This window comes from Sinorhizobium sp. RAC02 (genome assembly GCF_001713395.1).
GTDB lineage: Bacteria > Pseudomonadota > Alphaproteobacteria > Rhizobiales > Rhizobiaceae > Shinella.
This window is the reverse complement of record NZ_CP016450.1, coordinates 337,730-358,449: the sequence shown is the minus strand read 5'-3', so window position 1 is coordinate 358,449 and position 20,720 is coordinate 337,730. Positions and strand designations below refer to the sequence as shown.

The window sequence follows — 20,720 nt, the reverse complement described above, 5'->3', positions numbered from 1 at the left end:
CTTTTCTCGCGTTGTAGATGCGCCTTGGTTAGCTCGAAACGACGCAATTTGCCAGATGCTTTGTCGCAATTTCGCCGTTCGGGGCAAATCTGTTGCCATAGCGCCACATCCCGGTTAGGCGAAACACCATGTCCGACCTGCGCATCGCCCTCTATCAACCCGACATAGCCGGCAATACCGGCACGATCCTGCGTTTCGCCGCCTGCCTCGGCCTTTCGGTCGACATCATCGAGCCGGCGGGCTTCGACATATCCGATCGCAACCTGAAACGCGCCGGCATGGATTACCTCGCCACTGTCGCACTGACACGACATGTGAGCTGGGAGCACTTCGAAAACTGGCGGTCGGCAAGCGGTCGCCGCCTCGTGCTCGCCTCCACCAAGGCCGCGGAGCATTACACCGACTTCGCCTACCGGCCGGACGACATCCTGCTGCTGGGCCGCGAAAGCGCCGGCGTGCCGGATCACGTGCACGACACAGCGGGCGGCCGGGTGCTGATTCCCATGGTCGAAGGCCAGCGCTCCATCAACGTTGCGCTCTCCGCCGCGATGATCTGCGGCGAGGCGCTGCGCCAGACGGGTTTTGCCTGACCTAGCCATGGCCCGGCCGGGCGAGTCGAATGGTCGTGGCCGCAATGCCGAGCACCAGCACGACCGCACCGACAATCGCATAGGCACCGCCAAATCCGGACGCCGTGATGAGCGGCTGCGAGACGATCGGTGACAGGAATTGCCCGGTGAAGATGCTCGATACAAGCAGGCCCGAGATACGGCCGCGCAGGTTCGGCGGCGTCAGCAGCATCGCGGCGGCCGTGAAATTCGGCATGATCGTACCCATGCAGATGCCTGAAACCGCCAGCGCCGCCAGCACGCCGGCATAGCTTGTGGCGCTGGAGAGCAGCAGGAACGACACCCCTATGGAGACGAATCCAAGGCCGAAGACACCCATCGTGCCGAGCATCCGGCGGACCGGCGCGAAAACGAGCGAACTCAGCACCCCGACGAACTGCCCCACCCCGATCGCCACGCCAGCAAGGCTCGGTGCAGCAAAGCCGAGCGATTCGAGATAGAATGGAAGCTGCGTCGGGATCATGTAAAAGGCGATCATGTTGATCGCGGCGGCGAGGAATAGTGCGGCCAGCAACGCCACCGTGCGGCCACTGAGCCCGCCCTCGCCCCGGACCATCTCGGCCGGGCGAGCACGGCGCGGCTCGGGCAGGAACACAAGCGCTGCCGGCACCAGCAGGATCGCCACGGTGTAGATGAGGAACGGCCCGCGCCAGTGGATTTCCGCAAGGAACCCGCCCCCCGTCAGGAAGGCCGTGCCACCGATCCCCACGAAGGCCTGTTGCAGGCCCATGTAGCGATCCCGCGCCGCCCCCTGGAAGAAGTCTCCGACCAGCGCCGTCGTCGCCGTCATGATGCCGCCGACCGCAAGGCCGAGCACCGCGCGGCCGATCAGCAGGCCCGGCAGCGTATCGAGGAAGAGACCGGAGGCGCCTGCCACGGCAAATAGCGCAAGCGAGGCGACGAGCAAGGGCTTGCGGCCGAAACGATCGACAAGAAAACCGGCGGCCGGCGAAAACAGCGCGATGAACAGTGCAGGCAGCGTTAGCACCAGCCGGCTGAGCAGCGCAACGTTCTCGACATCGGCAAACCGCACGGCAATGCCCGGCAGCGAGGCGGAAATCGTCGCCCCGGACATGATGGTGAGCGTGCTGATGAAGAGCATCGTGGCATTGCGCCGGATCTCGTGCGGAGAGCGGGCGACTTCCGCCCCCGCATAGTGTTCTGGCTTCATGCCGCGACCTCGTCGTAACGTGTTGTGATGCGCGCCGACTTCAGCGCGTTGGCCCACCAGTTGAGGCGGTTCAGGAGAACGGCAAGCTGTCCGTTGAGCTGGCCGGGGCGGAAGGGATTGCCGACGGGATCGAACTGGGTCCAGGCGTGGGCAAGGCTCACTGTCTCGCGAATCACCACCGCATGCAACTCGGCAAAGACCAGCCGCAGCTGCTCGACGGCGCGCAGACCACCGGAAACGCCGCCATAGGAGATGAAGGCGATGGGCTTGGCGTGCCATGGCCGGAAGCACGAATCGATGATCGCCTTCAGCGCAGCCGGATAGGCGTGGTTGTATTCCGGCGTCACGATGAGGAAGGCGTCCGCCTGCGAAACCCGGCTTTCGACGAGCTCTGCCGAAGCCTCGTCCAGGCCGCCGGGCGTGAAGGTCAGTTCGACCGGGTCGATGCGGATGATGGTGTACTGGCCAAACCTGGCAAGCTCCGGCTCCAGCCATCCCGCGATCGTATCGGCAAAACGCCCTTCGCGGCCGCTGCCATAGATGAGGGCGATGGTCAGTCTGTCAGTCATGTCGTTGCTCCGTCTTGGAAAAGCAGGGAGCCGCTGGTATAAAACCTCAACCAAAGTTGAGGTCAACAGCCATGACGGAAAAATGTCCGAGCAATACGATGCCCAGGGAACTCACCGTCGGCGAGGTTGCCGAGCGTAGCGGTGTGGCGGTGTCCACCCTGCATTTTTATGAGACGAAGGGGCTGATCCACAGCCAGCGCAACCGCGGCAACCAGCGGCGTTATCCGCGCAGCATTTTGCGGCGTGTGGCAGTGATCAAGGTGGCGCAGCGCACCGGTATCCCGCTGTCGGAAATCGCAGACGCGCTCTCGGTGCTGCCGCACGACCGTCCGCTGACCGTGCGGGACTGGCGCAACCTCTCGGAAACCTGGCGCGGCCAGCTCGACGAGCGAATCGCCCGGCTCACCAAGCTGCGCAACCAGCTTGACGGCTGCATCGGCTGTGGCTGCCTGTCGATGCGGGAATGTCCGTTGCGCAATCCCTGGGATACACTTCGCGAACAAGGACCGGGCCCTAGACTGCTCGAGCCCTGATTCCGTGTTGTTAATCCAGACGCGTGGCGAGCAGCTTGTCGACGCGGCGACCGTCCATGTCGACGACCTCGAAGCGCCAGCCCTGGGTTTCCGTGACTTCGCCGGTCTTCGGCAGCTTCTGCAGCGATTCGATGACGAGGCCCGCAGCGGTCTGGTAGTTGCGGCGCGCGGGAAGGGAAAGTCCAAGGCGATCGGCCATTTCGTCGATCGGCATCGCGCCGGCGATCAGCCAGGACCCGTCCTCGCGCTGAACGGCATGGTCGTCGTCGCCTTCATCGATATCCGCACGGAAGACGCCGGCAATCGCTTCCAGCACGTCGGCCGGCGTGATGACACCTTCGAAGTGGCCGTATTCGTCATGGACCAGCATCATCGGCACTTCGGAATTGCGCAGCTTGTCGAGCACACGCATCGCGTCCATCGAATCCGGCACGATCGGCGCGGCGCGAACGAAGGAGCGGATGTCGAGCGGCTGGCCTGATAGCAGGGCGGACAGCAGTTCGCGCTTCTGGACGATACCGACGATGGTTTCCGGGCCGCCATCGGCGACCGGCAGACGGGAATGCTGGCTCTCGACGAGATATTGGTGGATTTCCTCGACCGTATCGCCAAGGTCGATCCAGTCGACGTCGTTGCGCGGTGTCATGAGGCCGCGTGCCGCGCGGTCGCTGAAGCGCATGACGCCCGCGATCATCAGCTTTTCGCCTCCCTCGATCACGCCGGCGGCTTCCGCTTCGGCGACGATCGTCTTGATCTCTTCGTCGGTGACGACGCTTTCGGCAATCTGGTGCTGGCCGAGCAGGCGGAAGATCAGCCGTGTCGAGGCATCGAGGATCCAGACGGCCGGCGCGCCGATTTTCGACAGCAGCGACATGGCGGGCGCCACGAGCGCTGCAAAACGCTCGGGGTTGCGCAGCGCGATCTGCTTCGGCACCAGCTCGCCGACGACGACCGACAGATAGGTGATGAGGAAGATGACGATACCGTAGCCGAGCGGATCGGCCAGCCAGTCCGGCACACCCTCGGCAAAAAGGATATCGCGCAGGCGGCTACCAAGCGCCGCGCCGGAGAACGCACCGGCGAGAACGCCGATAAGCGTGATGCCGATCTGGACGGTGGAGAGGAACTTTCCGGGATGCTCGGCGAGTTTCAGCGCCGACGCAGCACCACGCGAGCCCTGGGCCGCCATGGTCTTGAGCCGGGCTTTACGCGCTGAAACGATGGAAAGTTCGGAAAGGGCAAACACCCCGTTGAGGAGGATAAGGAAGACGGCAATCGCGAGTTCGAACAAGGACTCTGAGCCGTGCTTTAGAACCGCAACGGCGCCTTTCTGTTGATGACAATGGCCGCAAGATAGGGGTGCGACGGGCCGGCGTCAATCGAACTTGCCAATCACAGTCGTATCAGAACGGCGCCACAAGCATTTCGAGCAGAATATCGCGCAGCCGCGAGACCGGAGCGGCAGGAACCGCGTCTGCCGTGTGCAGCATCAGGTCGACGCTGCCGAGTGCCGGCAATCCGGCCCGTTCAGGGTCGAGGAACCGCAGATGCGGCGGCATGCCGGTGGTGGTGCGGATCGTCACGCCAAGCCCTGCCGTGACCGCCGCCCACAGCCCGGCGAGGCCGGGACTGGCAAAGACCTGCCGCCACTCGCGCCCTGTGGACGACAGCGCCTCGACCGCCGCTGCACGGAACGAACAGGGCGGATCGAAAGCAATGAGCTGCACCGGTTCCTCGAGCGGCACCTCGTAATCGGCAGCAGCGATCCAGACGATCGGGTGCGTGGCGATATGCTGGCAATGCGCGCTGCGCTGGCCACCCCAGGTGACGGCCATGTCGAGATCGCCGCGTTCCACCGCCGCCACCAGCTTGGCGCCGCGATCCACCCGCGCTTCCACCCTGAGCTTCGGATGCGCACGCGAAAACCGGCCGAGCACCGGCGGCAGCGAGGTCTCGGCAAAGTCCTGCGGGATACCGATCCGGAGCCAGCCGTCGAGCGCCCGGCTGGAACCGAGCATCATCATCGCCTCGTCATTGAGCTCCAGGATGCGCACCGCATAATCATAGAGCGCCTCGCCTGCATCGGTCAGCGCCAACCCCCTGCCCTGCTTGGTGAACAGCATCTGGCCGCTGACGTCCGTGAGCTTTTTCAGCTGCAGGCTGACGGCCGGCGGCGTGCGTCCCAGCGCCTCAGCCGCCTTGGCGAAGCTGCCGAGCCGCACCCCGGTGACGAAGGTGCGCAGCACGTCCATGTCGAAGTTGCGCGGCAAAACCATTCAGTTTTCCAAAACTATCATGGCAACACTTCTCAATTTTAAAAATGATAGTCGCGCAATAGGCTCATCCCGTCAACAGAGACAGGAGACGACCATGCCCTTCCTTCACATCCGCATTGCCGGGAAAAACCTCACCGACAGCGAACGCCTGCACATCCAGGACGAGGCGACGCGCCTTGCCGTCACCCTGCTCGGCAAACGCGCCGAAGCGACCGCCGTCTTCGTCGAGGAAACGCCGGTTCCGAACTGGACCGTCGGTGCACGCCGGTTACCGGTGGCTGCCTACTTCGAGATTCTCATCAGCGAGGGAACCAATACGCCGGATGAAAAGGAACGCTTCATCCAGGCCGGATACGCCCTGCTGGAGGAAATTCTCGGATCACAACTCAATCCGGTGACCTATGTCGTCATCCGGGGCATCGCGATGGAAAACTGGGGTTACGGCGGCCGCACGCAGGAGAGCCGCCGGATCGCCATGGCGGCATGAGCTGTCAGTCGGCGCTCGGCAGCCGGCGCATGGTGAACTCGATGCGATCGCCGTCCATCGTGCGCCAGCTCTCCACCTCGGTCCAGTAGGCAGCCTTCGGCCAGAGGTCGAACCATTCGCGCGCCTTGTCCCGCGCCGCCTGCCGCTCGAGGCAGAAGGTTTCACGAACGAAATGGCCTTCGCGCGCGGGGTTTTCGCGGCGGTGGCGTTCGATCTGGCGCCGGAGCCCTTCGAGAGGGGGCGGTCCGGGAACACGCGCCATGCAGATTTCCTCCTGGCAGCACATTCTATGGGGTAAAGATAAGCTGGCACCGCCCGTTTTGCGAGTCCCGCCTTCCCCAGCCGATCCTCCCCTCGCGGTTGCCAAAAGGCGCAAAGTTAAGGAATGTGACGAAAATGCGATTCGGCGCTGCAGCGCCGCGTGTCATTCATGACGCGCAAAGGTCGCGGTAGCATTTGAATCTGCTGCATAACTTTGCCATTAAACCGATTCAGATTTAACGACGAAGTCATGCGGTAAGCGCCAGCGGGAAGCACCATGGAACGACCAGACCTGCCGAAAGGCCTGCCCGACGACATCGAAGACAAAAAGAACGCCGCCCGCGCCTGGTTCGAGCAACTTCGCGGCGCGATCTGCGCGAGCTTCGAGGCACTCGAGGACGAGCTGGAAGGCCCGCTTTCCGACCAGCAGCCCGGCCGTTTTGTCGCCAAGGACTGGCAGCGCGACAATGGCGAAGGCGGCGGTGGTCGCATGTCGATGATGGACGGCCGCGTCTTCGAAAAGGTCGGCGTGCACACCTCCACTGTCCATGGCGAGTTTTCTCCGGAATTCCGCAGTCAGATCCCCGGCGCGGAGGAAGATCCGCGCTTCTGGGCCTCCGGCATCTCGCTGATCGCCCATCCGGTGAACCCCAACGTGCCGGCCGTGCATATGAACACGCGCATGGTCGTCACCACCAGCCACTGGTTCGGCGGCGGTGCGGACCTGACGCCGGTGCTCGACCGCCGGCGCATGATGGACGACCCGGACACTGCGCTCTTCCACAAGGCGATGGAAATCACCTGCAACCGCCATCCGGTTGCCGACCACGCCAGGTACAAGGACTGGTGCGACGAGTATTTCTTCCTGAAGCACCGCAACGAACCGCGCGGCACCGGCGGGATCTTTTTTGACTGGCTGCATTCGCCGGACGAGCTTGGCGGCTGGGACGCCGACTTCGCCTTCACGCAGGACGTCGGCCGCGCCTTCGCCATGGTCTATCCGCGGATCGTGCGCTCGAACTTCAACAAGGGCTGGACGGAAGAGGACCGCGACGAACAGCTCGTGCGCCGTGGCCGCTATGTCGAGTTCAACCTGCTCTACGACCGCGGCACGATCTTCGGCCTGAGGACCGGCGGCAATGTTGACTCCATCCTCTCCTCGCTGCCCCCCGTGGTGCGCTGGCCCTGAGACCGGGCTAGCTCTCTCACTCTCCGCCTTGTGATTATCGGCCCTACCGCTTTCGTGGTAGAGTGACCCTGCATGATTCCACGGAGGAGGCAGTCATGAATTTCGCAGTACAGGATGCGACGACCGCGGGTCTCGACCCGCAATCCACCGATTTTCTCGATCGTTTTGCAGAAACCATGCGTGCCGAAAGCGGCATGGACCTACCGCATGCCTATTTCGTCGAGGAAGCCCGGCGACGGCTTGCCGGCGGCACCATCTATCACCTCGCCGATCATCACACGAAACCGGAACAGTTCCAGTCATCCGCCTGCTTCGACGCCTGGGCAAAAGGCGAAGACGCCGCCTGACGGCACATCCGGTCGGCTCGAATACTCCACCCCCTGGTGGAACCACGGGTCACTTCACCCGTTTTCGAGGACGGCTTTTTCAGCCGCAGACCCGGTCGCGGTTTGGCCGATCAGGCCCCATCTGCTACACTGGTCCCATTGAAACGACAGGAGATAGGTCATGAGACTTTTTGAATGCGGTTCACTCGTCCCCGGATGCGACTGGCATACGCGGGCCAATGACGACGCCGAAGTCGTGCGCCGCGCCGTCGAGCACATGCGCACCGCCCACGGCGAAACGATGATCCGCGAAAGCACCGTCGATCACATCAAGGAACGCATCGTCGACGAAAAAGCCGCCGACGCCGCCTGACGGGTTACCGATCAGCCCTCCTTGGCGAGGACCTCCAGCCGGGCAAGCAGTTTTGCCCGGCCCTCATTGAAATTGCCACCCACCCACTCGTCTTCGATCGCCCCCAACACGGCACCGACCTTCGGCCCGGCAGCGACACCGGCAGCGAGCACGTCCGCGCCAGTAAGCGGGAAAGATGGTTTCTGCCATTTCTCCGCCTTGGCAAGCAGGCGCTGGCACAGGCCCGCGAAGGACAGCGCCTCGGCATCGCCAAGGCCTTTGGCTCTCGCCGAGGAAAGTGCCAGTTTCAGCCGCATCGTCAGGCCGACCGGACCGTTGCGGTAGAGCAGCCGCTCGAACGCCGTCTCAGCCAGTTTCGGCGCAATCTCCGGCGCCGATGCCCAGTAATCGAGGTTTGCCGCCTCCGCCTTCGATAGCCGCAGCCGCTCGGCAAGCGCTTTCAGCCGCTCGCGATCCGGCGGCACGATGGCGGCGAGGCGCAGCAGCGCATCCGGCTTCCAGCCAAACACCTTTTCCGCGTCGACCAAAGCCGGGATCGCATCGATGCCCCACTTTTCGGTTTCCGGCAGGATTTCGGTCAGCACGCCCGCCTGCCGCATCCAGAGCAACGCCCGACCCGGATCCGGGGCTGCGAGCAGCTTTTTCGTCTCGGACCAGACCCGTTCTGCCGAAAGTTTTCCGAGACTGCCCTTCGCCCGCGCGCAGGCCTTCAAGCCTTCCGCATCCGGCCGGCCACTGCCATAGAGCGCGAAGAAACGGAAGAAGCGCAGGATGCGCAGATGGTCTTCCGCGATCCTCGTTCCGGCATCGCCGATGAAACGCACCGTGCGGCTTTCGATATCCGGCAGGCCGTTGACGAGATCGATGACGGTGCCATCCGCCGTGGCATAGAGCGCATTGATCGTCAGATCGCGCCGCTCGGCGTCCATCTGCCAGTCGGTGCCGAAGGCAACCTCCGCCCGGCGGCCGTCCGTCGTGACGTCGCGGCGCAGCGTCGTCACCTCGAAGGGATTTCCATCGATGACGAGCGTCACCGTGCCGTGCTCGATGCCCGTCGGCACGGCCTTGATACCGGCAGCTTTCGCCCGCTCGACGACCGTTTCAGGCCTGAGCGTCGTCGCGATATCCACATCGGCGACCGGCAGGCCCATCAGGCTGTTGCGCACGGCACCGCCCGCCACGCGCCCCTCACCGCCGTCGCTGTTCAACAGCGCCAGCACGCGCACGAGCGCCGGATCGGAAAACCACGCCTCGCCCGAAACAGACGTCATGCATAAAGCCTTTCATAGATCACCCGCACGATGCCGGCGGTGATGCCCCAGATGTTATGCCCGTCATAGGGCATGCGATAATAATGCCGCTCGCTGCCAAGCCAGACGCCACTGCCCCGCTCGTGGTTGCGCGGGTCCATGAGGAAGGACAGCGGCACGTCGAAAACCGTTTCCACCTCCGTCGGGTTCGGGATCAGCTCGAAGCCCGGCTGCACCACCGCGAGCACCGGCGTGATGGAAAAACCGGACAGCGCCTTGTACTGCGGCAGGCGGCCGACCGGTTCGACGAAGCGGCGGTCGAGACTGATCTCCTCTTCCGCCTCGCGCATGGCCGCGGCCTCCACATCTTCGTCCTCGTCATCCACCGCCCCGCCCGGAAAGGCGATCTGACCGGAATGCTTGCGCATGGTCGCGGTGCGCTGCGTGAAGATCACACGCGCCTCCTCCCCATCGTCGATGACCGGGATGAGCACGGCCGCATCGCGAAGCGTCATGCCTTCGATATGCGGAATGACCGAGGGATTAAGCAGGCTGTCGCCATGCTCGCGCCAGCTCTCGTCGCCGAGCGTCAGCGCCTGTGCCATGGCCCGGCGACGAAATTCTGCAGCACTATAGGGTGGAAAACTCATCGGGACAGCGCATCCAGCTCGGCAGCCGGCATGACTGGAAAGACCACGCCGCCGGAGCGAACCGCAAACATCTCGACGCCGTCGATCTCGATGGTTTCGCCAAGATCGACCAGTTCGTACATCATCGCCCGCGAAACCAGCGCCTCCAGCCGGCCGCGCACCAGCAGATAGGGTTTCAGCTCGTTGTTTTCGCCCGCGATGACGAAGCGCAGCGGATGTTCTGGCCCTGCCTCCACCACATCGCCGACATTGGTGCGGAAGGTCAGCGTCTGCGCTGCGCCTTCCCCGCTCGCATTCATCTCGACGGCCAGGAACGGCGCGTCGACGATGCGGATGCCGACGCGCTCGACCGGCGTCACCAGATAGGTCCTGCCGTCCTCGTCCTTGCGCAGCACCGTCGAAAACAGCCGCACCAGCGGCGCGCGGCCGATCGGCGTGCCCATATAGAACCAGGTGCCGTCGGCGCGGATTTCCATGTCGATATCGCCGCAGAACGGCGGATTCCAGCGCTCGACCGGCGGCAGGCCGCGCCCACCGGTTTCAGCGGCTGCCCGCGAGATCAAGGCGGCCAGTCCCGCCGCATCGGTGCTTTCGCGAATTTCGCCCGTTGCCATTGTTCCGTCCCGGTTGAACCCTATCTCCGCGAGAGGGCCTTGTTTTTTCAAGAGGCCCTGCTTTTCAAGAAGAAAGGGTGGATACAGCCTTTTCTCACGAGATAGTCATTTCGTGGCCGCTTGTCAGCCACGGGTGAGCTAATAAGCTTTCTATGTAGAGCGCGGATGCGGCAAGGCCACGATTCGCCAAGAGTTAAACCGGTACTGGAGATGACCATGGGCGTTCAGAATTCCCCCGAGGCAGGCCTGGACGAAAAAGCGGTGATCGCGGCTGCCGAACGCGCACTCTCCGATATCGCCATCATCCGCAACGAAGTCGCCAAGGTCATCTTCGGTCAGGAAAGCGTGGTGGAACAGACCATGCTCGCCGTGCTCTCGGGCGGCCATGCCCTGCTCGTCGGCGTGCCGGGCCTTGCCAAGACCAAGCTGGTCGCCACCCTCGGCACCGTGCTCGGCCTCGCCTCGAGCCGCATCCAGTTCACGCCCGACCTCATGCCCTCCGATATCCTCGGCTCGGAAGTGATGGACCAGGACGACAACGGCAAGCGCTCCTTCCGCTTCGTGCCCGGCCCGATCTTCACCCAGCTCCTGATGGCCGACGAGATCAACCGCGCCTCGCCGCGCACCCAGTCCGCCCTCCTCCAGGCCATGCAGGAGTATCACGTCACGGTCGCCGGCCGGCCGAACGACCTGCCGAAGCCGTTCCACGTGCTCGCAACCCAGAACCCGCTGGAGCAGGAAGGCACCTATCCGCTGCCGGAAGCCCAGCTCGACCGCTTCCTGCTGCAGGTCGATGTCGACTATCCGGAGCTTGCCGCCGAACGGCAGATCCTGCTGGAAACCACCGGCGTCCACGAGGCACATGCGAGTGCTGCCATTTCCGCCGAACGCCTCATCGAAATCCAGACCCTCATCCGCCAGATGCCGGTGAGTGAGAAGGTGCTCGACGCAATCCTGTCGCTCGTGCGCTCCGCCCGCCCCGGCAACGGCGTTTCCGACACCGACAAGCACGTCGCCTGGGGCCCAGGCCCGCGCGCCGGCCAGGCGCTGATGCTCTGCAGCCGCGCCCGTGCACTCTATGAAGGCCGTCTCGCGCCCTCCGTCGACGATGTGCTGGCGCTTGCCGAACCCGTTCTGCAGCACCGCATGGCGCTGACCTTCGGCGCCCGCGCGGAAGGCATGTCGGTGCGTGACGTCATCGCAAGCCTCGTCCGACAGGCGGGCGGCTGAGCGGAGAAAAGCGCATGGCGTCCGTCGGCCAGATCGTCCAACCGACCCCGACCCGCGAGGTGCTCTCGCGGGCGCAGGCGCGTGCCGCCCTCATACCCGATTGCATGGTGGAGGCGCAGCGTCTCGCCAACACGGTGATTGCCGGCTGGCACGGCCGCCGCAAGCGCGGCATTGGTGAGAATTTCTGGCAGTTCCGCCCCTATGTCGACGGCGAAAGCCTGTCGCGCATCGACTGGCGCCGATCCGCCCGCGACGACCATACCTATGTGCGCGACCGCGAATGGGAGGCCGCCCACACCGTCTGGATCTGGGCCGATCTTTCGCCCTCGATGATGTACAAATCCACCTTCGGCGCCGTCTCGAAGGAAAGCCGCGCATTGGTCCTCATGCTGGCGCTGGCCGAAATCCTCGCGCGCTCCGGCGAGCGCATCGGCTGCCCCGGCATCATGGAGCCGATCGCCGCGCGCAACGCCGCCGAGCGCCTCGCGACCGCCCTCATGCACAATGGCACCACCGGCGGCCTGCCGGATACCAGCATGATCCGCGGCAACAGCGACATCGTGCTGATCGGTGATTTTCTCGATCCGGTCGAAGACGTGATGGACCGGCTCGGGCCGCTGGCCCGACGCGGCCTGCGCGGCCATGTCGTCGAGGTTGCCGACCCGGCGGAGGAAACCTTCCCCTTTAGCGGTCGCACCGAGTTCACCGACCCGGAAAGCGGCCTGAAGCTTACCGCCGGCCGTGCGGAAACGCTCAAGGACGACTACGCCCGCGCCTATATCGCGCGCCGCGAAAACCTTGCCGACAGCCTTCGTCACCTCGGCTGGAGTTTCGTGACGCACCGCACAGACAGGCTCGCCTCCGAAGCCCTCGTTTCGGTCCATATGTATCTTTCCGGCATGCCGGCGATGAAGACGGAAGGCCGTGGCCGATGAGCGCGTTTGCCTTTGCCTTTCCCGCCGTGCTGGCCACGCTCGTGCTGCTGCCGGTCATCTGGTGGCTGCTGCGCCTGACCCCGCCGAAGCCGCTCACCGAGGTTTTCCCGCCCTTCGCCATTCTCGCCTCGATCATGAAGCGCGAGGAAACACCGGCACAAAGCCCGTGGTGGCTGACCCTGCTGCGCATGCTGATGGCCGCCGCCGTCATCTTCGCCATCGCCGATCCGGTTTTCAACCCGCGCACCAACACGCTGGCGTCGAGCGGTCCACTGGCGCTTGTCGTCGACAACAGCTGGGCATCCGCCACCGACTGGCAGCGCCGCATCGACACGGCCTCCACGCTGATCGACGATGCCGAAAGCCGCGACGTGCCGATTGCGCTCGTGCTGACCGCCGACCGGCAGCACGATGCGGTGCCGGTCGATGCCGCAACCGCCCGCACACGCCTTGCCGCCGCCGAGGCCCGGCCCCTGCCGGCAGACCGCGCGGCCGCCGTCGCGTCGCTGCGCACCGCGCTGGACGGCACGGCACCCGGCACAATCGCCTTCATCAGCGATGGCATCGCGGGCGGCGAGACCGACGATACGGTCACCGCCCTCCAGGCGCTCTCGCCCGCCGAGTTCCGCATGATCCAGAATGACGGCGCCTCCGCCGTCGCCATCACCAATGCGACGAACGGCGCCGACGCCCTTTCCGTCACCCTGACCCGCCTCGACGGCGGCCCGGCACGCAGCCTGCCGCTCACCGCCCACGATTCCCGTGGCCGACCGATTGCGTCCGGCACGGCGGATTTTGCGGCCGGCAGCACGAGCACGACGGGTACGATCACCGCCCCCTTCGAACTGCGCAACGATTTCGCCCGCATCACCATCGATGGTCTCGCCAATGCCGGCGGCACCTACCTGCTCGACGACGGCTTCCGCCGCCGTCGCGTCGCCTTCCTCTCCGGAGAGGTGGTGGATGCGAGCCAGCCGCTGCTCTCGCCGCTGCACTACATCAACCGGGCACTCGCGCCCTATGCCGACCTGATCGAGCCGAGCGTCGCCGACCTTTCCGTCGCCGTGCCCGAACTTCTCGAACAGAATCCGTCTGTGCTGATCATGGCCGATATCGGCCGCCTGCCGGAAGACGTGCAGAGTGCGGTTCAGCGCTGGGTGGACGCCGGCGGCATGCTGATCCGCTTTGCCGGCCCGCGCCTTGCCGCAGCACCCGCCGATGACCCGCTCGTGCCAGTGCTCCTGCGCAAGGGCGAACGCGCGCTTGGCGGCGCGCTTTCCTGGTCCGAGCCGCAGCCGCTCGCCGCCTATCCGCAAAACAGCCCGTTCTTCGGCATGCGCGCGCCGGAAAACATCCTCATCAAGCGCCAGGTGCTTGCCGAGCCGACGCCGGATCTCGCCGAGCGCACCTGGGCCGGCCTTGCCGACGGCACGCCGCTGGTGACGACAGGCCCGCTCGGCTCCGGCCGCATCGTGCTCTTCCATATCAGCGCGGAAACCGGCTGGTCCAATCTGCCACTGTCAGGCGATTTCGTGGAAATGCTTCGCCGCACCGTGCAACTGTCGCGCGGCGGCGGTGTCTCCACCAGCGACGGCGAACAGAGCCAGGGCTTGCCGCCCTACCGCCTGATGACGGCGAACGGCACGCTCGCCGCCGCGACCGGCGAGGCAAAACCGCTCGCCAGCGGCGATGGCACGCGCAAGATCGCCAGCTTCGACAACCCGCCCGGCCTCTACGGCACGGAAGACGGCTATGTCGCCCACAACCTTTACCCGCCGGGCCATGAAATCCGTGCGCTCGCGGTGGCCGAGGGTGCCGCGATCTCGCGCGAACCGCTCGCCGGCAGGGAGACCTGGTCACTGAAACCACATCTCTTCACACTGGCAGCCCTGCTGCTCATCGCAGACTGCGCCATCGTGCTGTTCATCGGCGGTGCCTTCGCCGCCGCCCGCGGCATGCCGAAGCGAGGGGCGACCGCCGCCGTGCTGCTGGCGCTCTTCGCCGGCGCGCTTGTGGCGCTGCCATCGGAAAGCCGCGCGGACGATGCGAAACCCGGTGACGAGACGATCCTGTCGCGGCTCGACACGACGCACATCGCCTATGTCGTCACCGGCGAGAGCGAGGTCGACAATATCTCCGAGCGCGGTCTTGCCGGCCTGACGGAGTTCCTCACCTACCGCACCACGCTGGAGCCCGGCCAGCCGGTTGGAGTGGACATCTCCAAGGACGAACTGGCGCTCTACCCGATCATCTACTGGCCGGTGAGCGCGACCGCCGCCATGCCGTCCAGCGCCGCGATCAGCCGCATCGACGCCTATATGCGCAACGGCGGCACCGTGCTCTTCGATACCCGCGACCAGTTCGTCTCGCTCAACGACACCGCCACCAGCCCGAACACCGAGCGGCTTCAGGCGATCCTCGCCAGTCTCGACATTCCGCCGCTGGAACCCGTTCCGGCCGATCATGTGCTGACCAAGGCCTTCTATCTGCTGGCGAATTTCCCCGGCCGCTATGCCGGAAGCCCGCTGTGGATCGAGGCGGAACTCGATCGCGCGGAAGATCCATCGCGTCCCGCACGCGCCGGTGATGGCGTGTCACCGATCATGATCACCGGCAACGACTTTGCCGGCGCTTGGGCGGTCGATGCCAACGGCATGGCGCTCTTGCCGACCGTGCCGCCGGACGAGGTGCAGCGCGACCACGCCTTCCGCGCCGGCGTCAACATCATGATGTACATGCTCACCGGCAACTACAAGGCGGACCAGGTGCACGTGCCCGCCCTCCTCGAACGGCTGGGGCAATGACATGACCATCCAGTTCTCCCCCTTCCTGCCCTGGATCGCCATCGGCGCGATCGGTCTCGTCGGCCTGCTGCTCGCAGCCCTTGGCTTCTGGCGGGGCCTGCGCGGCTCGTTCGTGCGCGCGCTCGCCTTGGCCCTGCTGGTGCTGGCGCTCGCCAATCCGGTCTTCCTGCAGGAGGATCGCGAGGCGCTGTCGACCATCGTTCCGGTCATTGTCGACCGCAGCCAGAGCCAGGACAACGAGGAACGCACCGCCCAGACCAATGCCGCGCTGGAAGGCATCAAGGAACGTTTGGCACGCTACCCGCGCATCGAGCCGCGCATCGTGGAAGCCGGCGACGACGGCACATCCGACACGCCGTCCACCCGTCTCTTCGATGCCCTGAATTCCGCGATCGCCGATGTGCCGCGCTCGCGTGTCGGCGGCGCGATCCTCATCACCGACGGCCAGGTGCACGACATTCCGGACGCCGCCGCGTTCTCCGGCTTCGATGCCCCGATCCACGGGCTTGTCACCGGCCGGCCCGATGAGTTCGACCGCCGCATCGAGGTTGTCAGCGCACCGCGCTTCGGCATTGTCGGCGAACCGCAGGAACTGAAGTTCCGCGTGGTGGACGACGGCACCGGCCCCGAGACGGCGGCGCGTGTCACCGTGCGCCTCAACGGCAACGAGATCGCCTCGGAGATCGCCCAGCCCGGCACCGAGCAGCCGCTCGGCTTCACCGTGCCGCGCGGCGGCAACAACATCCTCGAATTCGAGGTGGACCCGGTCCAAGGCGAGATCACCACCGCCAACAACCGCGCCGTCCATGTCATCGAAGGCATCCGCGAGAACCTGCGCGTGCTGCTCGTCTCCGGCGAACCGCATGCCGGGGAGCGTGCCTGGCGCAACCTGTTGAAGTCCGACACCGCCATCGACCTCGTGCACTTCACCATTCTGCGCCCGCCGGAAAAGCAGGATGGCACGCCGATCAACGAACTGTCGCTGATCGCCTTCCCGACCCGCGAGCTTTTCGTCGACAAGATCAACGAGTTCGACCTCATCATCTTCGACCGCTACCAGCACCGCGGCGTGCTGCCGATCCTCTACTACGACAACATCGCGCAATATGTCGAAAACGGCGGCGCGCTGCTGATTGCGGCCGGTCCCGAGCATGCAGGCAATGATTCCATCGCCAGCACGCCGCTCTCCGTCGTGCTGCCGGCGAACCCGACCGGGGCGATGAACGAGGCTGCCTTTTACCCTCGCCTCTCGGACCAGGGCAAAAAACATCCCGTCACACGCGGACTTGAAGGTGCCGGCGAAGAACCGCCGCGCTGGGGACGCTGGTTCCGCACCGTCGATGTGCAGCGCCCGCAGGGCAATGTCGTGATGGAAGCCAATGACGGCAAGCCGCTGCTCGTGCTCAACCGTGCCGGCAAAGGCCGCGTCGCCATGCTCCTCTCCGACCAGGGCTGGCTGTGGGCGCGCGGCTTCGAGGGCGGCGGGCCGCATGTCTCGCTCTATCGCCGCACCGCGCATTGGCTGATGCAGGAGCCGGCGCTGGAGGAAGAGGCGCTGACCGCGCGCACCTTCGGCCGCACCCTGCAGATCAACCGCCAGACGATCGGCGACGCGCCCGGCGAAGCAACGATCAAGCTGCCCTCCGGCGCAACGCAGCAGGTGGCGCTCACGGAAGCCGAACCCGGTCTCTACCGCGCCGAAATCCCGACGACGGAAACTGGCCTTTACGAAATCACCAACGATGACCTGAGCGCGCTCGTGCATGTCGGCGCGGTCGATGCGCCGGAGTTCAAGGCGACGATTTCGACGACGGAAACGCTGAAACCGCTTGCCAACGCCACGAAGGGCACCGTGCGCCGCCTCGTCGACGCGGAAGGCCAGACGGTCTCGCTGCCGCAGGTGCTGCCGGTCTCCGGCCAAGTCCGCACCGTCGACGAGAACCGCCTGTCGCTGCGCATGACGGACGAGACGGTGCTGAAGGGCATCAACTCGCTGCCGCTGTTTGCCGGCTTTGCCGGCGTCGGCCTGCTGCTGCTCGCCTTCTCCGCGACGTGGTATCGCGAAGGCCGCTAGTTCCATTTTTCGATCTGGCGCCGCCTCCGCCGTTGGGTTAGTCTTAGCCCTACGGCCGGAGGCGGCCGGCAGACCCGCGCCTTTCTGAAGGCATGGCGAACGCCTCCCCAAAAAACCTTTCTCCACCGTTCATCGTTGGGCGAAGGCGTCGGCAATGCGGGCACTGACGAAGACTTCGCCGGAGATGAGGAACGGACATGCGCGACTATCGCGATGCAAAGGCCATGGCGAAAGCCATGCGGGAAACACTTGCCACCCGCAATATCGAGATCACCCACAGCGAAGCCCTGGAAATCGTCGCCCGCCAGTTCGGCGTCGAGACCTGGAACATCCTGTCCGCCAAGATCGAGGCAAAGCCGCCGTCTGCCGGCATCGAATTCGAGCAGGCGGTGCCGATCGTGCGTATCTTCGACGTGGCGAAGGCGCACGAATTCTACCTCGGCTTCCTAGGGTTTTCGGTCGACTGGGAACATCGCTACGGTGACAACTTCCCACTCTACACGCAGGTCTCCCGCGCCGGGCTGCGCCTGCACCTGTCAGAACATGCCGGCGATGCCACGCCGGGCGGCAACATGGTCGTCTACATGAAGGGCATTCGCGCCTTCCAGAAGGAGCTGATCGGCAAGGACTACCGCTACATGAAGCCGGGCCTGGAGGACGAAGGTTCGCGGCTGGAGGTGACGGTCATCGACCCCTTCCAGAACCGCATCCGCTTCATGGAACTGAAGGATTAGCCGGCGCCGTTGTGAAGAGGGGTCCCACCCCTCTTCCTTCCGTCACGCAGCGGCCTGCGCCATCGCCCGCCAGTCATCCGGTGCAGCGGCAAAGATGTCCCTGATCTGGTCGCGCAACCACAGGCCAGCCGAATCGTTTTCGGCATGGCGCGGCCAGACCATCGCAACCGGCGGAAATTTCAGGTCGACCGGAACCGGGCTCAAGGCAAGTCCCAGCATGGATGCATAGCGACGCGCGATGCGGGCGGGAACCGTTGCGATGACCGGGCTTGCCCGCGCTGTCAGCAGAACGGACATAAAATCCGGCGCGGCGGCCACCACATTGAGGTCCGCTCCGGCAAATTCCAGCGCTCCCTCCAGGCACCCCTTGAGGCTATCCGAGTGGGAAATGACGGCATGATCGGCTTGCTCGTAGGCCTCGAGTGGCACCGGATTGGCAAGGCGCAGCAGAGCGGGATTGTAGCAGCACATCACCTCAGCGTCGTAGAGCACCTCGATCGAGTGGCGCGAGGCAGGTGAATACTTGCAGCCGACAGCCATATCGAGCACGCCAGCATCCAGCAGGGCGTCAAGCCGATCCTCATGATAGCTGGGAGAAAGCAGCCTGATACCGGGCGCAACCTGCCGCAGGCGGGCAGTCAGGTCCGGCAACAGCAGCAAGTCCACCGCCGACGACATGCCGATGCGGAAAACGCGGTTTTCCGTCGCCGGATCGAAGACATCGGCAGATACAAGGGCAGCCTGCGCCTGGTTCAAGGCATTGCGGATCGGCCCGGCCAGCTTGCTTGCCCGCACGGTCGGTCGCATCGTCTGCCCGACGCGGACGAACAGTTCGTCCTGAAAGAGCACTCGCAGCGTCGAAAGATTGTGGCTCATCGCTGGTTGCTGGATTTTCAGCCGCTTGGCAGCGCGCGTGACGTTGCCCTCCTCCATCAGCGCGTCGAAGGCGACGAGCAGGTTGAGGTCGAAGGAGCGGAGATTGAAATGATCGATAGTATCCATGAGCCACATCGATTTGATTGCTGACCACTCCGAACATAAGTCTCCCTCAGGTGCTTGCAAGGCCACGCCACGACAATCCTTCAAGGAGACTTCCATGCTCAGCCGCAGATCGGTTCTCAAGGGAACCGCAACCGCCGCGCTCGCCGCCGGCACCGTCACCATGTTCCCCGAGCTTTCCTTCGCAAAGGCACCGCTCCAGTCCTTTCAGGCACCGGGATTTTATCGCCTGAAGCTCGGGGAGCTTGAAATCACCGCGCTGTCAGACGGCACCATTCCGCTTCCGCTGGAGACACTCTACACGCACACGACGGGGGAAAAAGCGCGCGCTGCACTCGCCGCCGCCTTCAAGCCGTCGCCCACCCAGACCTCGATCAACGCCTACCTCGTCAATACGGGCGAACGCCTCGTGCTGATCGATGCCGGTACCGGCGCCTATCTCGGTCCGTCGCTCGGCAAACTCGCCGCCAATCTGGAAGCATCGGGATATCGCGTCGAAGACATCGACGACATCCTGCTCACCCACATCCACACCGATCACTCTGGCGGTCTCGCCGTGGACGGAAAGCGCGTCTTCCCCAATGCGACCGTGCGGGTGAACAAGCGGGACCTCGATTTCTGGATGGATGCTGCCGCAGCTGAAAAGGCGGCCGGTGCGCTGAAGACCCAGTTCAAGGAAGCACAGGAATCGCTGAAACCCTATCTCGACGCCGGTAAGTTGGAAGCTTTCGGTGACAATGCCGAGGCCGTTCCGGGCATCGGCACGATCCTGAGAGCGGGGCATACTCCCGGGCATAGTTCATTCGTCGTGGAAAGCGGCGGCCAAAAACTGGTCTTCTGGGGCGATATTACGCACGGCGATGTCTTGCAGTTCGATGAACCGGGCGTCGCAATCGAGTTCGATATCGATCAGGACAAGGCGATCAAGGCGCGGACCGCTGCCTTCACGGAAGCGGTCGACCAGGCCTATCTCGTGGCCGGTGCCCATATTGCGTTTCCCGGCATCGGCCATGTCCGCCGCGACGAGACCAACTATGACTGGGTACCACTCAACTACAGCGGCGCGCTCTGAGACAAAAAGGGGCCGATGGCCCCTTTTTCATGGCCGCCAGGCAATAACGCCCTTCAGCCGCTCGTGCGTGTCCTCGGCAAAGGGCATCACCAGCACGCGCGCGGGATCGACCGGACCGGGGAAGGCCAGCGCATTCCACGCGACCTTTTCGAAGCCGAGCGGGCCGTAATAGGGCGGGTCACCGACGAGGACGACGGCTTCGGAGCCCTTGCGCTTGGCGGCGGCACAGGCGATGCGCAGCAATTCGCGGCCGATGCCCTTGTTCTTGTGCGAGGGGCGCACGGCGAGCGGGCCGAGCAGATGCCCCTTCACGCCGCCGGCCATCACCGGCGTCATCCGCACGGAGGCAACCGTTTCGCCATCATCCGTGCAGACGAAGGAGAGCGACAGGTCGTGCGGCCCCTGCTCGCGGATGCGCGCAGCCGCGCGGACATGCCGGCCTGGGCCAAAGGCTTCTTCATTGATATGTTCGATGGCGGCGTCGCGGGAGGTGTCTTCCGTCAGGTAGACGATATCGTGCTTGAGCATGTTCATGGATCTGGGA

General features: G+C 64.8%; 22 protein-coding genes. 12 read left to right on the top strand and 10 right to left on the bottom strand.

The features are described 5' to 3' along the window. Positions 1–128 precede the first annotated feature (128 nt). Positions 129–590: a tRNA (cytidine(34)-2'-O)-methyltransferase gene (locus BSY16_RS01685; protein ID WP_069058068.1), complete on the top strand. Its 462-nt coding sequence runs from the start codon at positions 129–131 to the stop codon at positions 588–590. Position 591: 1 nt separating this feature from the next. On the opposite strand, the gene BSY16_RS01680 is transcribed toward BSY16_RS01685, so the two are convergent. Both BSY16_RS01680 and BSY16_RS01675 read right to left on the bottom strand, forming a co-directional pair. Further along, a complete protein-coding gene (locus BSY16_RS01680; RefSeq protein ID WP_083242799.1) occupies positions 592–1,800 on the bottom strand; it encodes an MFS transporter in 1,209 nt (402 codons plus the stop codon). Beyond that, positions 1,797–2,369: an NADPH-dependent FMN reductase gene (locus BSY16_RS01675; protein WP_069058067.1), complete on the bottom strand. Its 573-nt coding sequence runs from the start codon at positions 2,367–2,369 to the stop codon at positions 1,797–1,799. The genes BSY16_RS01680 and BSY16_RS01675 overlap by 4 nt, the downstream gene beginning before the upstream one ends. Before the next feature lie 71 nt (positions 2,370–2,440). On the opposite strand from BSY16_RS01675, the gene soxR reads away from it, so the two are divergent. Then, positions 2,441–2,902, top strand: coding sequence for a redox-sensitive transcriptional activator SoxR (gene soxR, locus BSY16_RS01670; protein ID WP_069058066.1), 462 nt, complete (start codon positions 2,441–2,443; stop codon positions 2,900–2,902). Between the two features lie 10 nt (positions 2,903–2,912). Here soxR and BSY16_RS01665 read toward each other — a convergent pair whose 3' ends face one another. Both BSY16_RS01665 and BSY16_RS01660 read right to left on the bottom strand, forming a co-directional pair. Further along, positions 2,913–4,193 carry a hemolysin family protein gene (locus BSY16_RS01665; protein ID WP_069058065.1) on the bottom strand — a complete coding sequence of 427 codons (1,281 nt, stop codon included), beginning with the start codon at positions 4,191–4,193 and terminating at the stop codon, positions 2,913–2,915. Positions 4,194–4,305: 112 nt separating this feature from the next. Then, positions 4,306–5,178 (bottom strand): LysR substrate-binding domain-containing protein, encoded by an 873-nt coding sequence (locus BSY16_RS01660; protein WP_069058064.1) that lies wholly within the window; start codon positions 5,176–5,178, stop codon positions 4,306–4,308. A 94-nt stretch (positions 5,179–5,272) separates the two neighbouring features. On the opposite strand from BSY16_RS01660, the gene BSY16_RS01655 reads away from it, so the two are divergent. Further along, on the top strand, positions 5,273–5,665 hold the full coding sequence (locus BSY16_RS01655; RefSeq protein ID WP_069058063.1) for a tautomerase family protein: 393 nt from the start codon (positions 5,273–5,275) through the stop codon (positions 5,663–5,665). A 4-nt stretch (positions 5,666–5,669) separates the two neighbouring features. Here the strand turns inward: BSY16_RS01655 and BSY16_RS01650 are convergent, their stop codons facing one another. Beyond that, positions 5,670–5,927 carry a hypothetical protein gene (locus BSY16_RS01650; RefSeq protein WP_069058062.1) on the bottom strand — a complete coding sequence of 86 codons (258 nt, stop codon included), beginning with the start codon at positions 5,925–5,927 and terminating at the stop codon, positions 5,670–5,672. Positions 5,928–6,203: 276 nt separating this feature from the next. Here BSY16_RS01650 and hemF point away from each other — a divergent pair, with 276 nt between their 5' ends. From hemF to BSY16_RS01635, 3 genes are all read left to right on the top strand, one after another. Next, complete coding sequence (gene hemF / locus BSY16_RS01645) at positions 6,204–7,115, top strand: oxygen-dependent coproporphyrinogen oxidase (RefSeq protein ID WP_069058061.1); 912 nt, start codon at positions 6,204–6,206, stop codon at positions 7,113–7,115. A 95-nt stretch (positions 7,116–7,210) separates the two neighbouring features. Beyond that, positions 7,211–7,462 carry a hypothetical protein gene (locus BSY16_RS01640; RefSeq protein ID WP_069058060.1) on the top strand — a complete coding sequence of 84 codons (252 nt, stop codon included), beginning with the start codon at positions 7,211–7,213 and terminating at the stop codon, positions 7,460–7,462. Between the two features lie 160 nt (positions 7,463–7,622). Further along, positions 7,623–7,814: a DUF1059 domain-containing protein gene (locus BSY16_RS01635; RefSeq protein WP_069058059.1), complete on the top strand. Its 192-nt coding sequence runs from the start codon at positions 7,623–7,625 to the stop codon at positions 7,812–7,814. An 11-nt stretch (positions 7,815–7,825) separates the two neighbouring features. Here the strand turns inward: BSY16_RS01635 and BSY16_RS01630 are convergent, their stop codons facing one another. The 3 genes from BSY16_RS01630 to BSY16_RS01620 are packed head-to-tail and all read right to left on the bottom strand — an operon-like array spanning position 7,826 to position 10,328. Further along, entirely contained in the window at positions 7,826–9,085 is a 1,260-nt protein-coding gene (locus BSY16_RS01630; protein ID WP_069058058.1) for a CCA tRNA nucleotidyltransferase, read from the bottom strand. After that, positions 9,082–9,714: a CoA pyrophosphatase gene (locus BSY16_RS01625; protein WP_069058057.1), complete on the bottom strand. Its 633-nt coding sequence runs from the start codon at positions 9,712–9,714 to the stop codon at positions 9,082–9,084. Before BSY16_RS01625 ends, BSY16_RS01630 begins: the two co-directional genes overlap by 4 nt. Continuing rightward, entirely contained in the window at positions 9,711–10,328 is a 618-nt protein-coding gene (locus BSY16_RS01620; RefSeq protein WP_069058056.1) for a DUF1285 domain-containing protein, read from the bottom strand. Before BSY16_RS01620 ends, BSY16_RS01625 begins: the two co-directional genes overlap by 4 nt. A gap of 216 nt (positions 10,329–10,544) precedes the next feature. Here BSY16_RS01620 and BSY16_RS01615 point away from each other — a divergent pair, with 216 nt between their 5' ends. From BSY16_RS01615 to BSY16_RS01595, 5 genes are all read left to right on the top strand, one after another. Continuing rightward, positions 10,545–11,558: an AAA family ATPase gene (locus BSY16_RS01615; protein ID WP_069058055.1), complete on the top strand. Its 1,014-nt coding sequence runs from the start codon at positions 10,545–10,547 to the stop codon at positions 11,556–11,558. A gap of 14 nt (positions 11,559–11,572) precedes the next feature. Beyond that, entirely contained in the window at positions 11,573–12,493 is a 921-nt protein-coding gene (locus BSY16_RS01610; protein ID WP_069058054.1) for a DUF58 domain-containing protein, read from the top strand. Continuing rightward, on the top strand, positions 12,490–15,297 hold the full coding sequence (locus BSY16_RS01605) for a DUF4159 domain-containing protein (protein ID WP_069058053.1): 2,808 nt from the start codon (positions 12,490–12,492) through the stop codon (positions 15,295–15,297). Before BSY16_RS01610 ends, BSY16_RS01605 begins: the two co-directional genes overlap by 4 nt. Position 15,298: 1 nt before the next feature. Beyond that, the gene (locus BSY16_RS01600; RefSeq protein WP_069058052.1) at positions 15,299–17,371 is read left to right on the top strand and encodes a hypothetical protein; all 2,073 of its coding nucleotides are present in this window, start codon (positions 15,299–15,301) and stop codon (positions 17,369–17,371) included. 197 nt (positions 17,372–17,568) lie between these two features. Next, on the top strand, positions 17,569–18,105 hold the full coding sequence (locus BSY16_RS01595) for a glyoxalase superfamily protein (RefSeq protein WP_069058051.1): 537 nt from the start codon (positions 17,569–17,571) through the stop codon (positions 18,103–18,105). Between the two features lie 42 nt (positions 18,106–18,147). On the opposite strand, the gene BSY16_RS01590 is transcribed toward BSY16_RS01595, so the two are convergent. Further along, complete coding sequence (locus BSY16_RS01590) at positions 18,148–19,107, bottom strand: LysR family transcriptional regulator (protein WP_069061304.1); 960 nt, start codon at positions 19,105–19,107, stop codon at positions 18,148–18,150. A 94-nt stretch (positions 19,108–19,201) separates the two neighbouring features. Here BSY16_RS01590 and BSY16_RS01585 point away from each other — a divergent pair, with 94 nt between their 5' ends. Beyond that, on the top strand, positions 19,202–20,176 hold the full coding sequence (locus tag BSY16_RS01585) for an MBL fold metallo-hydrolase (protein WP_069058050.1): 975 nt from the start codon (positions 19,202–19,204) through the stop codon (positions 20,174–20,176). Between the two features lie 27 nt (positions 20,177–20,203). On the opposite strand, the gene BSY16_RS01580 is transcribed toward BSY16_RS01585, so the two are convergent. Next, positions 20,204–20,710 (bottom strand): GNAT family N-acetyltransferase, encoded by a 507-nt coding sequence (locus BSY16_RS01580; protein ID WP_083242797.1) that lies wholly within the window; start codon positions 20,708–20,710, stop codon positions 20,204–20,206. Positions 20,711–20,720 lie beyond the last annotated feature (10 nt).